The 12,427-nt window shown below is 69.7% G+C and carries 12 protein-coding genes; 9 read left to right on the top strand and 3 right to left on the bottom strand.

Features of this window, described 5'->3' with window-relative positions; genetic code table 11:
* Positions 1 to 10: 10 nt before the first annotated feature.
* Positions 11 to 526, top strand: coding sequence for a phasin family protein (locus QM792_RS05165; protein ID WP_415148211.1), 516 nt, complete (start codon positions 11 to 13; stop codon positions 524 to 526).
* 7 nt (positions 527 to 533) lie between these two features.
* Here the strand turns inward: QM792_RS05165 and QM792_RS05160 are convergent, their stop codons facing one another.
* Together QM792_RS05160 and QM792_RS05155 are read right to left on the bottom strand one after the other, a co-directional pair.
* Positions 534 to 1,862 (bottom strand): di-heme oxidoredictase family protein, encoded by a 1,329-nt coding sequence (locus QM792_RS05160; RefSeq protein WP_415148210.1) that lies wholly within the window; start codon positions 1,860 to 1,862, stop codon positions 534 to 536.
* Complete coding sequence (locus QM792_RS05155) at positions 1,859 to 3,442, bottom strand: hypothetical protein (protein WP_415148209.1); 1,584 nt, start codon at positions 3,440 to 3,442, stop codon at positions 1,859 to 1,861. The genes QM792_RS05160 and QM792_RS05155 overlap by 4 nt, the downstream gene beginning before the upstream one ends.
* Before the next feature lie 115 nt (positions 3,443 to 3,557).
* Here QM792_RS05155 and QM792_RS05150 point away from each other — a divergent pair, with 115 nt between their 5' ends.
* Entirely contained in the window at positions 3,558 to 4,781 is a 1,224-nt protein-coding gene (locus QM792_RS05150) for a patatin-like phospholipase family protein (RefSeq protein ID WP_415148207.1), read from the top strand.
* An 8-nt stretch (positions 4,782 to 4,789) separates the two neighbouring features.
* Here the strand turns inward: QM792_RS05150 and QM792_RS05145 are convergent, their stop codons facing one another.
* Positions 4,790 to 5,266 carry a YqaA family protein gene (locus QM792_RS05145; protein WP_415148206.1) on the bottom strand — a complete coding sequence of 159 codons (477 nt, stop codon included), beginning with the start codon at positions 5,264 to 5,266 and terminating at the stop codon, positions 4,790 to 4,792.
* An 84-nt stretch (positions 5,267 to 5,350) separates the two neighbouring features.
* Here QM792_RS05145 and dusB point away from each other — a divergent pair, with 84 nt between their 5' ends.
* The 7 genes from dusB to QM792_RS05110 are packed head-to-tail and all read left to right on the top strand — an operon-like array spanning position 5,351 to position 12,380.
* Positions 5,351 to 6,391 carry a tRNA dihydrouridine synthase DusB gene (dusB, locus tag QM792_RS05140; RefSeq protein ID WP_415148205.1) on the top strand — a complete coding sequence of 347 codons (1,041 nt, stop codon included), beginning with the start codon at positions 5,351 to 5,353 and terminating at the stop codon, positions 6,389 to 6,391.
* Positions 6,388 to 6,624 (top strand): Fis family transcriptional regulator, encoded by a 237-nt coding sequence (locus QM792_RS05135; RefSeq protein ID WP_415148203.1) that lies wholly within the window; start codon positions 6,388 to 6,390, stop codon positions 6,622 to 6,624. The genes dusB and QM792_RS05135 overlap by 4 nt, the downstream gene beginning before the upstream one ends.
* A gap of 12 nt (positions 6,625 to 6,636) precedes the next feature.
* Positions 6,637 to 8,190, top strand: coding sequence for a bifunctional phosphoribosylaminoimidazolecarboxamide formyltransferase/IMP cyclohydrolase (gene purH, locus QM792_RS05130; RefSeq protein ID WP_415148201.1), 1,554 nt, complete (start codon positions 6,637 to 6,639; stop codon positions 8,188 to 8,190).
* Positions 8,191 to 8,209: 19 nt separating this feature from the next.
* Complete coding sequence (locus QM792_RS05125; protein ID WP_415148199.1) at positions 8,210 to 8,827, top strand: lysophospholipid acyltransferase family protein; 618 nt, start codon at positions 8,210 to 8,212, stop codon at positions 8,825 to 8,827.
* 1 nt (position 8,828) lies between these two features.
* A complete protein-coding gene (locus QM792_RS05120; RefSeq protein ID WP_415148198.1) occupies positions 8,829 to 9,806 on the top strand; it encodes a phosphatidate cytidylyltransferase in 978 nt (325 codons plus the stop codon).
* Complete coding sequence (gene ruvC / locus QM792_RS05115) at positions 9,803 to 10,351, top strand: crossover junction endodeoxyribonuclease RuvC (RefSeq protein WP_415148197.1); 549 nt, start codon at positions 9,803 to 9,805, stop codon at positions 10,349 to 10,351. The genes QM792_RS05120 and ruvC overlap by 4 nt, the downstream gene beginning before the upstream one ends.
* A gap of 43 nt (positions 10,352 to 10,394) precedes the next feature.
* Entirely contained in the window at positions 10,395 to 12,380 is a 1,986-nt protein-coding gene (locus QM792_RS05110) for a UvrD-helicase domain-containing protein (protein ID WP_415148195.1), read from the top strand.
* Positions 12,381 to 12,427 lie beyond the last annotated feature (47 nt).

Below are 12,427 nucleotides of genomic sequence, written 5' to 3'. Positions count from 1 at the left end.
GACGGACAAGATGGTCAAGAAGCTCAAGCAGATGGCGAACAAGAAGGCGGCGTCCACGGGCGGCCTGCTCGACAGCGCGCTGGCCGGGTCGGTGAAGGATTCGGCGCAGCAGATCTGGCTGGCCGGCATGGGCGCCTTCTCGAAGGCGCAGGAAGAAGGCGGCAAGGTGTTCGAGGCGCTGGTCAAGGAAGGCCTGTCGCTGCAGCGCAAGACGCAGGCCGCCGCCGAGGAGAAGATCGGCGCCGTGACGAGCAAGATGACCGGCATGGCCGGCGACGTGCAGGCCAAGGCCGGCCAGCACTGGGACAAGCTCGAAACCATCTTCGAGGAGCGTACCGCGCGCGCGCTCAACAAGCTCGGCGTGCCTTCGGCGAAGGACGTCTCCGCGCTGATCAAGCGCATCGACGCGCTCGGCGCGCAGGTGGCCAAGCTCTCCAAGGGCGGCGGCGCCGCGCCGGCGAAGAAGGCTGCGCCCGCCAAGAAGGCCGCCGCCAAGCGCGCCCCGGCGAAGAAGGCCTCGGCCTGAGTTCGCTCTAGATGCCGCGCAGGAACTGCAGCAGCAGCGCCTGATCGGCATCGCCCAGCGCCTGGAAGCGCGTGCGCGCTCCCAGCGCTTCGCCGCCGTGCCAGCCGATCGCTTCGCGCAGGCTGGCCGCGCGCCCGTCGTGCAGGAAGCGCGCGCCGGGCTTGCGCTCCACCAGCCCGATGCCCCACAGCGGCGGCGTGCGCCATTCGGCGGGCTGGGCATCGCCCTCCTTCACGCCGTCGCCGAGCGCCTCGCCCATGTCGTGCAGCAGCAGGTCGGTGTAGGCATACACCGTCTGGCCCGACAGGCCGGGAAAGCGCGCGCCGCCGCCGGTGAGCAGCGTCGGGCGGTGGCAGGCCGCGCAGCCGACGCGCTCGAACAGCGCCGCGCCGCGGTCGAACGCGGCCCGCTCGGCGATGCGGCGTTCGGGCACGGCCAGCACCGTCATGAAGTCGACGATCGCCGACAGCGAGGCCTCCGACACCTCCGGGCTGCCGCCGCCGGGCTGCTCGGCGCACACAGTCTGCAAGGCAGTGCAGTTCTCGGCGGGCCGCACCGGCGAGGTGAGCCCCATGTCCTGGTGCAGCGCGCCGGCGTTCTGCGTGCGCAGGCTGGCGTTGATCGCCTTCCAGCCGAAGCGGCCGACGCGCGTCGCGCCGTCTTCGTTCACCCAGTGCACGCGGCCCGAGACGCCGTCGCCGTCGCGGTCGTCGGGGTCGGCGCCGGCGAGGATGTGGTCTTCGCTCACGCGGTCCAGCAGCCCCATGCCGAGCAGTTGCGGCGCGATGCGCGGGCCGAGGTGGAAACCCTCCAGCCCCACCTCGCCGAACAGCGTGGCGGTGTAGGTCAGCGCGCCGGCGGCGGCTTCCTGCGACCAGTTGACGCGGCCCTCGGCCAGTCCGGCCGTGGCCTGGTCCTGCAACTGGCCGCCGTACAGCGGATGAACCTGCCCCTCGGCGTTGCCGATGCGAAACAGCACACCCGGCGTTGTCGCGCCGCCTTCGGCCAGCGGCGGCACGCGGCCGTCGGCCACGTGGCAGGACGTGCAGGCGTTGGCGTTGAACAGCGGCCCCAGGCCGTCGATCAGCGTGCGCGGACCCGGTGCGGGCTGCCATTCGGCGACGAACAGCTCGCGCCCCTGCGACACGCCGGCCATCTCGCTGGCGTCGATGCCGGGCGCGAACTGCATGAACGGCGCGGCGTCGTTCAGCGCCACCGTGGCGCTGCCGCCGGCCGGCGTCCAGGTGCGCGGCGGCTCGCCGCCGTCGCCGCCGCCACTGCCGCCACAGGCGGCCAGCGCCGCCAGCAGCAGGCCCGATCCGACCCGCCGGCTCACGACGGGAATTGCGGGTTCAGCGGCGTGTTGTACATCCAGGTGTTGATCGCGCTGCTGCCGCCGCCGAGCGAACCCTCGAAGCTCCAGCCCCAGGTGAAGACCTGGCCGTCCGCGCGCAGCGCCACCTGGTGCAGCGCGCCCACCGACAGGTCGACGATCTGCGACAGCGTGCTCAGCTTGTCTTCCGGCTCGTCCAGGTTGGCGTAGACGGTGCCGGTGCCTTCGTTCTGGCCGTACATGCCCCAGGGGTAGACCTTGCCGTCGGCCAGGCGCAGGTAGCTGGTGTTGCCGTTGCCGTAGACCTCGACCGCCGCGTGGCTGTCGGTCCACGGCAGGCGCGTCGGCGAGAGCACCGGGCTGGGCCAGGCGGTGGGCTGGCCCTTGTGCACGACGCCGTTGAAGCCGACCTGGCTGCTGGCGTTCAGGCCCCAGGCGTAGACCTTGCCGTCGCTGGCCAGCGCGAGCACGTGGTCGCGCCCGTTGGCCACCGAGACGGTGCGCACGCCCTCGGGCATCGGCACGCGCACCGGCGTGGCCTGCACCGCCTTGGCCGCGCTGGCGCTGCCCAGGCCCAGGTTGGCGTACTGGTTGCGGCCCCAGGCCCACAACTGGCCCTTGTCGTCCAGCGCATAGGAAGAAGCGGACGCCGCCGACACCTGCACGATGCGCCCCACCACCGCGCTGTCGGCGCTGGCCCAGACCACCTGCACCGGCATTGCGCTGTTGGTGCTGCTGCCGTCGCCGAGCTGGCCCAGGTCGTTCAGCCCGAAGCCCCAGACGCTGCCGTCGGACTTCAGCGCCAGCACGTGGCTGTAGCCGGCCGAGACCGCCACCACGCCGTCCAGGCCGGCGACCTGCCCGATGTCGAGGCGGCAGTTGTTGGTCGAACTGCCGCACGAGGCGCGGTCGCCGGCGCCGCGGCCGAGCTGGCCGTCGGTGTCGTCGCCCCAGCTCCACAGCTTGCCGTCGGCGTCGATGGCCAGCGAGTGGTTCTGGTTGAAGGCCAGCGCGACGAAGGCGGCCGGCGTGGCGACACGCGCCGGCGCCACCGGATGGGTGGCGGCGTCGGTGGCCACGGCCGAGGTGAAGCCCAGGCCGGTCTGGCCGAAGTTGTTGCGGCCCCAGGTGTAGAGCGCGCCGTTGACGATCGCGCCGGAATGCGAGTTGCCGCCCGCGACGCGGTGGCCCAGGTAGACGCTGCCGCTGCGGCTGGTCTCGTTGCCGGCGGCGTCGCGCGCGACCAGCGTGTAGCTGTTGCGGCCGGCCTTCAGGTCGGCGCTCACGCTGAAGGCGGTGCCGTCGAGCGTGGCGGCCTTGGTCTGCCCGTTCAGGCTCAGCGTCACCGAGGCCAGCGCCTTGTCGTCCGAGGCGCTGCCCGAGATCGTGTAGCGCGCCTGCCGCACCACCGGCTCGCCGAGCGTGGCGGCGCTTTCGAGCGTGGGCGGCGTGGTGTCCTTGGCTTCGCCGCCACCGCCCCCGCCTCCGCCGCAGGCGGCCAGCAGCGCGGCGGCGCAGGACAGCGCCAGCAGGCCGACGCGCGAATCGAGCGATCTGAAATTGAGCGACTTGATATAAATCATTTGATGCGAATAAGATCCATTTGCGTTATCGAAGAATAGCATGCCCATCTCCAGCGTCCGCGCCTAGAGGAGTCGCCCCACCCTCTCGCGCACCGCGCGGCCTAGACTGGCGCGCATGAAGAGACCAGCGCGCATCGGCATCGCCCTGGCCGGCGGCGGGCCGCTCGGCGCGATCTACGAACTGGGCGCGCTGTGCGCGCTCGACGAGGCCATCACCGGCCTGGACCTGGCCGACTGCGACGCCTACGTCGGCGTGTCGGCCGGCGGCTTCATCGCCGCGGCGCTGGCCAACGGCATGAGCCCGCGCGAGCAGTGCGCCTCGTTCATCGAGAACGAGGGCGCGGCGCACGACATCTTCGAGCCCTCGCTGCTGATGCGCCCGGCCTGGGGCGAATTCGCGCGCCGGCTCGCCGCGCTGCCCGGCGTGGCGGCGCGCGCGCTGTGGGTCGGCACGCTGCGGCGCCGCTCGGCCAGCGCGACGCTCGAACAGCTCGGCCACGCGCTGCCCACCGGCGTGTTCTCCGGCACCGGACTGGAAGCGCAGTTGCGCCGCCAGTTCACGCAGCCGGGGCGCAGCAACGACTTCCGCGAACTGCGCCGCAAGCTGGTGCTGGTGGCCACCGACCTGGACAGCGGCGAGAGCGCGCCCTTCGGCCTGCCCGGCTTCGACGCGGTGCCGATCTCGCAGGCGGTGCAGGCGAGTTCGGCGTTGCCCGGGCTGTTCCCGCCGGTGGAGATCGGCGGGCGCTTCTTCGTCGACGGCGCGCTGAAGAAGACGCTGCACGCCTCGGTGCTGCTCGACGACGGGCTCGACCTGCTGATCTGCCTGAACCCGCTGGTGCCCTACGACGCCGCGCACGCGCCGCGCGAGCGCGTGCTGCGCGGCGGCGAGCAGCGCATCCCGCGGCTGGTGGACGGCGGGCTGCCGGTGGTGCTGTCGCAGACCTTCCGCACGCTGATCCACTCGCGCCTCGAACTCGGCATGAAGGGCTACGAGCACAGCCACCCGGCGACCGACATCCTGCTGTTCGAGCCCGACCACCGCGACCCGGAGATGTTCCTGGCCAACACCTTCGGCTACTCGCAGCGGCGCTGGCTGGCCGAGCATGCCTACCGGCAGACGCGCGAGCAGTTGCGCGCGCAGCGGCCGCGCATCGCCGCCAAGCTGGCGCGCCACGGCCTGACGCTGGACGACGAGGTGCTGGCCGACCCCCACCGCGCGTTGCTGCGCCGCCCGGCGCGGCGCGGCGCGGCGGCGCTGCCGTCGGCGCGCGCGGTGAAGAAGCTGGAGCACGTGCTCGACGATCTCGAGGTCGCGCTGGCCGCGCGCGGCGCCTGATCAGGCGTTCAGAGCTGCCCCGGAAACCACCACAGCAGCAGCGCGGTCCAGACCAGGTAACGCGCGAACTTGCCGATCGCCATGTAGAACACGCAAGGCCAGAACGGAAGACGCAGCCAGCCGGCCACCGCGCACAGCGGATCGCCCACCACCGGCAGCCACGACAGCAGGCAGGCCTTGGCGCCGAAGCGCTCCAGCCACTTCAGCGCGCGCGCCTCGGCTTGCTTGTGCGTCACGCGCTCGTAGGCGCGCTCGGCGCCGTAGCCCATCGCCCAGGAGATCGCGCCGCCGACGGTGTTGCCCGCGGTGGCCACCAGGATGGCCGGCCAGAACATCGCGGCATTGAGCTTGACCAGCCCGAACACCGCCGGCTCCGAGCCCAGCGGCAGCAGCGTGGCCGACACGAGCGCCACCACGAACACCGTGCTCAACCCGAACTTGGGCAGCGCGAGCAGCGTCAGCAGCGATTGCAGCCAAGCCTCCATCGCGGCGATTATCGAGTCGGTCGGCCCTGGGGCGCTGGCTATACTCCTGCCTCTCTTTTCAGCAGCCGCCCTTCTCCATCCCCCATGCGCATCGGCCCCGTCACGCTGGCGAACCGCCTGTTCGCCGCCCCGATGGCCGGGGTGACCGATCGGCCCTTCCGCATGCTGTGCAAGCGGCTGGGCGCGGGCTACGCGGTCAGCGAGATGGTGACCTCGCGGCGCGAGCTGTGGGGCAGCCTGAAGACCAGCCGGCGCGCCGACCACGCCGGCGAGAGCGAGCCGATCGCGGTGCAGATCGCCGGCACCGACGCGGCGATGATGGCCGAGGCCGCCGCCTACAACGTCGCGCGCGGCGCGCAGGTCATCGACATCAACATGGGCTGCCCGGCCAAGAAGGTGTGCAGCAAGTGGGCCGGCTCGGCGCTGATGCGCGACGAGGCGCTGGCCGCGCAGATCATCGACGCGGTGGTCGCGGTGTGCCGGCCCCGCGAGGTGCCGGTGACGCTGAAGATGCGCACCGGCTGGTGCGAGAGCGAGCGCAACGCCGTGCGCCTGGCGCGCCTGGCCGAAGACGCCGGCGTCGCGATGGTGACGGTGCACGGCCGCACGCGCGAGCAGGGCTACGGCGGGCAGGCCGAGTACGACACCATCGCCGCGGTGAAGAAGGCGGTGGCGATCCCCGTCGTCGCCAACGGCGACATCGACTCGCCGCAAAAGGCGCGCGCCGTGCTCGAAGCCACCGGCGCCGACGCGATCATGATCGGCCGCGCCGCGCAGGGCCGGCCGTGGATCTTCCGCGAGATCGCGCACTTCCTCGCCACCGGGCAGGAGCTGCCGGCGCCCGAGACGCTGCAGGCCAAGGCCTGGCTGGTCGAGCACCTGCACGACCACCTCGGCCTGTACGGCGAAACCAGCGGCGTGCGCAGCGCGCGCAAGCACATCGGCTGGGCGGTGCGCGGCCTGCCCGGCGGCGAGGCCTTCCGCGCCGCGATGAACCGCATCGACGACGGCGCCGCGCAGTTGCGCGCGGTGGCGGACTACTTCGACCGCCTCGCCGACATCCACCCGCGGCTGCCGGCCACGAGCCGGGCGGCCAACGACGACCTTCTCGCACGACCAGCATGAGCAAAAGACACATCGAGGAGTGCATCCGGGACAGCCTGGAGGGTTACTTCAAGGACCTGCGCGGCGTCGAGCCGAACGGCATGTACGAGATGATCCTGCGCGTGGTCGAGAAGCCGCTGCTCGAGACGGTGATGAACCACGCCGAGGGCAACCAGAGCCGCGCGGCCGAATGGCTGGGCATCAACCGCAACACGCTGCGGCGCAAGCTGCTCGACCACAAGCTGATCAAGTAAGAAGAGCCCGCCATGACCACCGCGCTGATTTCCGTTTCCGACAAGAGCGGCGTGCTCGACTTCGCGCGCGCGCTGCACGCGCTGGGCGTCACGCTGCTGTCCACCGGCGGCACCGCCAGGCTGCTGGCCGAGGCGGGCCTGCCGGTCACCGAGGTGGCCGAGCACACCGGCTTTCCCGAGATGCTCGACGGCCGCGTCAAGACGCTGCACCCGAAGATCCACGGCGGCCTGCTGGCGCGCCGCGACGTGCCGGCGCACGTGAAGGCGTTGCAGGATCACGGCATCGCCACGATCGACATCCTGTGCGTCAACCTCTATCCCTTCGAGGCCACCGTCGCCAAGCCTGGCTGCACGCTGGAAGACGCGATCGAGAACATCGACATCGGCGGGCCGGCGATGGTGCGCTCGGCGGCCAAGAACTGGCAGGACGTGGCGGTGCTCACCGACGCCTCGCAGTACGAGGGCGTGCTGGCCGAGCTGAAGGCCGGCGGCATCAGCCGCAAGACGCGGTTCGCGCTGTCGGTGGCGGCCTTCAACCGCATCGCCGACTACGACGCGGCGATCGGCAACTACCTGTCGTCGCTGCAGGACGACGGCACGCGCAGCGACTTCCCCGGCCAGTTCAACGCCGGCTTCGTCAAGGCGCAGGCGCTGCGCTACGGCGAGAACCCGCACCAGAGCGCCGCCTTCTACCGCGAGCGCCAGCCCGCGCCCGGCACGCTGGCGACGGCGACGCAGTTGCAGGGCAAGGAGCTGTCGTACAACAACATCGCCGATGCCGACGCGGCCTGGGAATGCGTGCGCAGCTTCGAGGCGCCGGCCTGCGTGATCGTCAAGCACGCCAACCCCTGCGGCGTGGCCGTCGGCGCGACGCTCGAAGAGGCCTACGGCAAGGCCTGGCAGACCGACCCGACCTCGGCCTTCGGCGGCATCGTCGCGCTGAACCGGCCGCTGGACCAAGCCACCGCGCAGCGCATAGGCGCCAACAAGCAGTTCGTCGAGGTGCTGATCGCGCCGGGCGTGACGCCCGAGGCGCGCACGATCTTCGCCGCCAAGCAGAACGTGCGCGTGCTGGAGGTACCCGCCGGCGGCGCGGTCAATGCGCTGGACTTCAAGCGCGTCGGCGGCGGCCTGCTGGTGCAGACCTCCGACACCCGCAACGTCGGCCGCGACGAGCTGCGCGTGGTCACGAAACTCGCGCCCACCGCGGCGCAGCTCGACGACCTGCTGTTCGCCTGGAAGGTGGCGAAGTTCGTCAAGAGCAACGCGATCGTCTATTGCGGCGGCGGCATGACGCTGGGCGTGGGCGCGGGGCAGATGAGCCGGCTCGACTCGGCGCGCATCGCCTCGATCAAGGCCGGCCACGCCGGGCTGTCGCTGAAGGGCTCGGCGGTGGCCAGCGATGCCTTCTTCCCGTTCCGCGACGGGCTCGACGTGGTGATCGACCAGGGCGCCGCCTGCGTGATCCAGCCCGGCGGCTCGATGCGCGACGAAGAGGTGATCGCGGCGGCCGACGAGCGCGGCATCGCGATGGTGCTGACCGGCGTGCGCCACTTCCGCCACTGATCGCGAGCGGCTGCCCCGCATGAAACTGCCCGAGCTCGCGGGCCTGCTCCTCGCCTCCCTGGCCCGGCTGATCACCGGCGCGCAAGGCCACTGGTACGGCAGCCCGCCCAAGGCCGAGCAGCGCATCTACTTCGCCAACCACCAGAGCCACTTCGACTGGGTGCTGATCTGGGCCGCGCTGCCGCGCGAGCTGCGCACGCTGACGCGGCCGATCGCCGCGCGCGACTACTGGACCTCCGGCAAGTTCAAGCACTGGCTCACGCGCGAGGTATTCAACGCGGTCTACGTCTCGCGCCAGCGCCAGGCCGACGAGGATCCGCTCGAGCCGCTGATGGACGCGCTGCGCAGCGGCGACTCGCTGGTGATCTTCCCCGAGGGCACGCGCGGCTTCGCGGCCGACCCGGCGCCGTTCAAGGCCGGGCTGTTCCACCTCGCCGAGGCCTTTCCCGAGGTGCAGTTGATCCCGGCCTGGATCGACAACGTGCAGCGCGTGATGCCCAAGGGCGAGGTGGTGCCGGTGCCCATCCTGTGCTCGGTGACCTTCGGCGCGCCGATGCAACTGCTGCCGGGCGAGGACAAGCGCGCCTTCCTCGAACGCGCGCGCGCGGCTGTGATGGCCCTGCGCGAGGTCGACTGACATGGGCGCGCTGCGCAACCTCGCCGTCACGCAGCAGATCGGCCTGCTGTTCGTGCTGCTGTTCGGGCTGCTGGCCATCGTCAGCGTCGTCGCGACGGCGCGCTCGGTGCGCGAGCGCACGCCGCCGGACCAGGAGCGCTTCGACCGCTTCGTGCGCGACCTGCGCGCGGTGTGGCTGGGCGCGGTGCTGTTCTGGATCGCGTGGATCGCCGGCGCGGTCGTCTCGACGCTGCTGTTCGGCGTGCTCTCGTTCGTCGCGCTGCGCGAGTTCGTCACGCTCACCGACACGCGCCGCGGCGACCACCGCAGCCTGCTGCTGGCCTTCTTCGCGGTGCTGCCGCTGCAGTACCTGATCGTCGCCACCGAGCACTTCGACCTGTTCACCGTGTTCATCCCGGTGTACGTGTTCCTCGCCATCCCGCTGGTCAGCGCCTTCGGCAACGACCCGACGCGCTTCCTCGAACGCACGGCGAAGATCCAGTGGGGCGTCATGGTCTGCGTCTACGGTATGAGCCACGCGCCGGCGCTGCTGCTGCTCGACCTGCCGCGCTACGAGGGGCGCGGCGCCTTCATGGTGCTGTACCTCGTGCTGGTGGTCGCCACCGCGCAGATCGCGCAGGCGCTGGCCGGCCGCCGGCTGCGCCGCCGCCCGGTGGCGCGCGCCATCAGCCGCTCGTTCTCGTGGCGCGCGTGGTGGGCCGGCGCGCTGGCGGCCGGCCTGGTCGGCGCGGCGCTGTACTGGGCCACGCCGTTCAAGCCCATCCCGGCGCTGGTGATGGGCTTCATCGCCGGCGGCGCCGGCAGCTTCGGCGCCTTCGTGATGCAGGCGCTGAAGAAGGACGCCGGCGTGCGCAGTTGGGGCGGCAAGCTGGCGGCGGTGACCGGCGCCGTCGGCCTGCTCGACCGCGTGGCGCCGCTGTGCTTCGCGGCGCCGGTGTTCTTCCATGCGGTGCGCTGGTATTTCAACCTGCGTTCATGAAGATCCTCGGCATCGACCCCGGCCTGCGCTGCACCGGCTTCGGCGTGATCGAGGCCGAGGGCGCGCGGCTGCGCTACGTGGCCAGCGGCACGATACGCACCGAGGCCGCGGCCCTGGGCGACCTGCCCGGCCGGCTGAAGATCATCTTCGACGGCGTGCGCGAGGTCACCGCGCGCTACGCGCCCGATTGCGCGGCGATGGAGATCGTGTTCGTCAACGTCAACCCGCAATCGACGCTGCTGCTCGGCCAGGCGCGCGGCGCGGCGCTGGCAGCGCTGGTCAGCACCGAGCTGGCGGTGGCCGAGTACACCGCCTTGCAGATGAAGAAGGCCGTGGTCGGCCACGGCCAGGCGCGCAAGGAGCAGGTGCAGGCGATGGTGGCGCGGCTGCTCGCGCTGCCCGGCGAGCCGGGCAAGGACGCGGCCGACGCGCTCGGCTTGGCGATCTGCCATGCGCATGCCGGCGCGTCGTTCGCGGCGATTTCGCGCAGCACGACGCTGCAACGCCGCGTCCATGCTCAGTACCGCAAGGGACGGACTTACTGATCCGCCCGACACATCTCCTTCAGTGAGGTTCTGAAAGACATTCATGTCCAACGACACCGCCTTTCAGCCGAAAGACATTTCACCAACTGACGAACAGTTGGCGATCCAGCTATCCAGGGAATCGTTCGTCATCGTCGAGGCGAACGCGGGAGCGGCCAAGACGACGACACTGGCCCTGCGACTCGCTCAGGCGATTGCGCGGGGAGCTGCGCCAAATAACCTGCTCGCGCTGACATACACCGAGCCAGCTTGCGAGGCTCTTAACCGTGCACTGCGCAGGATTGGAGTGCCATCGGCAGCCCGCAGCAAGCTGCGAGTCCGCACGTTCGAGGCGTTCTGTCAGTTTGCGCTGAGCAAGCTGGAAGGTTCAGCCGTCCCTCGCTACGAGGTCGCCGAGAAGCTGAAGCCGTTTGTCATGAGGTCCATCGAGCGGGTTCTTGGGAACGCTGACGAGCGCTATCCAAATGAACTCGTTATCCCCGGCGCAGGCGATGCTGTCGTGGAGCAGTATCTCGATGACTTTCTCCATTTGAAGGGAACACTTCAACTGGACATGGAGACAGCGGACAGAACCATTACGCCGGCGGTGGCTGCCGACCTCGGCCGTGAGTACGCGATGCTCAAGGTCTTCCGAGCCTACGAGCGAGAGCGACGGGGTGGGCATCCGGACCGGCACAGGTTCAGAGGTGAAGGCGATGCCACCTATGACCTTGCACATCGTCTCCTACACGACGACGCTTCGTTGGGCGACTCTCACGCGCTGGCCACAGGACTTCGCCTGATCGTGGTCGACGAGATGCACGACATGAACCGAGCAATGTTCACCGTGCTGCAGCACTTGCTCCAGGCGAATCCTCGTTGCGCATTCGTCGGCGTCGGAGACCGCAACCAAGTCATCCACGCTCGCGCAGGAGCAGATGCGAGATTCATGGGCGAGGTATTCCAGCAGGAGATTGGGCCGACCAGGTCGTATCCGCTCACCGCCTCGTTCCGCTTCGGCCCCGCGTTGGCGAGGCCAGCAGGGCGCGTTTCAAGCAAGAAATACTCATCTCAAAGTGATCGAAAGACCAAGGTACAGCTATATCGCTGCAAGGATGCTGCTGAATCGGACCAGGCGATCGTCGACGCAGCCGTTGCACGGGTTGGCCTCGATCGGAAGACCCCGCTATCCGAATTCGCCGTCTTGCTAAGACATCCCCATCAATCCATCGGCATCGAGAACCGCCTCTTGGCGGCCAATGTCGCCTACACGACTGAGGGCTTCGAGTCCTATCTTGTGCGACCCGAGATCTTGCTTGTGCGAGGGTTACTTGCGTACGCCGCCGATGACTTCTCGGCCATCGGGGACCGCGACACTCGCGAGCGAGTCCTGCGCGCATTGTTGTTGTTCGCTGGCGCAACGATCGACGCCAAAGGCCCTGAGCGCGCTCCGAGCGGGTGGGACGAGCAGATGGCGCTGGAAAAGGAGGCCAGTACAGCCATCGCAGACGATCCGCGTCTGCTTCGTGTGTTCTTCGAGAACCAAGTGCAGCGCATGGGGGCGCCCGAAGCCTGCAAGCGCATGCTCACCGGTGTCGAGGCGGCAAGATCCCACACAGGCAGGGACGCTCTCAAGAAAGTCATCGACGCACTCGATCTCCAGTACCTGGCTTCGAAGGCCCTGGTGCGGGTCGCGCGTGTTCGGGAGGTTACAGGGAACATAGCTGGACTCCTCGCATCGGCGGGCAGCCATGAAACAGCACATGACTACTTCCTTGCGCTCAACACGTTCGAGCTTCGGCAGAGAAACCTCAAGGCGAAGGAGAGCATCGTGCTCTCCAGCATCGAAGCGGCTAAAGGACTCGAATTCGAGCACGTGCTGATGCCAAACATCAATGCGCGCGAGTTCGCTGTTTCGGGTGACTCGACGGACGACCGCAACTTGTTCTACGTTGCCATCACGCGCGCCAAGAACCAGCTGAGCCTGTACTGTGAGGCGTCACGGCCGAGCGGCTATCTCAGGGACGCAGGTCTCATTCCGTCGGCCTAGACGGCTGTGATGGGGACTTGATCAACGTCCTGGATGGTCTGGCGCAG

Source organism: Piscinibacter sp., assembly GCF_047600445.1.
In the GTDB taxonomy this organism is placed as follows: Bacteria; Pseudomonadota; Gammaproteobacteria; order Burkholderiales; family Burkholderiaceae_C; genus Piscinibacter.
The sequence above is the reverse complement of the archived record's forward strand: the minus strand, read 5'-3'. Positions and strand labels throughout refer to the sequence as shown.

Coding starts and splice junctions, on each gene's coding strand:
- QM792_RS05165 (WP_415148211.1), top strand. CDS start 11: ATGGTCAAGAAGCTCAAGCAGATGGCGAACAAGAAGGCGGCGTCCACG.
- QM792_RS05155 (WP_415148209.1), bottom strand. CDS start 3,442: ATGATTTATATCAAGTCGCTCAATTTCAGATCGCTCGATTCGCGCGTC.
- QM792_RS05150 (WP_415148207.1), top strand. CDS start 3,558: ATGAAGAGACCAGCGCGCATCGGCATCGCCCTGGCCGGCGGCGGGCCG.
- QM792_RS05145 (WP_415148206.1), bottom strand. CDS start 5,266: ATGGAGGCTTGGCTGCAATCGCTGCTGACGCTGCTCGCGCTGCCCAAG.
- dusB (WP_415148205.1), top strand. CDS start 5,351: ATGCGCATCGGCCCCGTCACGCTGGCGAACCGCCTGTTCGCCGCCCCG.
- QM792_RS05135 (WP_415148203.1), top strand. CDS start 6,388: ATGAGCAAAAGACACATCGAGGAGTGCATCCGGGACAGCCTGGAGGGT.
- purH (WP_415148201.1), top strand. CDS start 6,637: ATGACCACCGCGCTGATTTCCGTTTCCGACAAGAGCGGCGTGCTCGAC.
- QM792_RS05125 (WP_415148199.1), top strand. CDS start 8,210: ATGAAACTGCCCGAGCTCGCGGGCCTGCTCCTCGCCTCCCTGGCCCGG.
- QM792_RS05120 (WP_415148198.1), top strand. CDS start 8,829: ATGGGCGCGCTGCGCAACCTCGCCGTCACGCAGCAGATCGGCCTGCTG.
- ruvC (WP_415148197.1), top strand. CDS start 9,803: ATGAAGATCCTCGGCATCGACCCCGGCCTGCGCTGCACCGGCTTCGGC.
- QM792_RS05110 (WP_415148195.1), top strand. CDS start 10,395: ATGTCCAACGACACCGCCTTTCAGCCGAAAGACATTTCACCAACTGAC.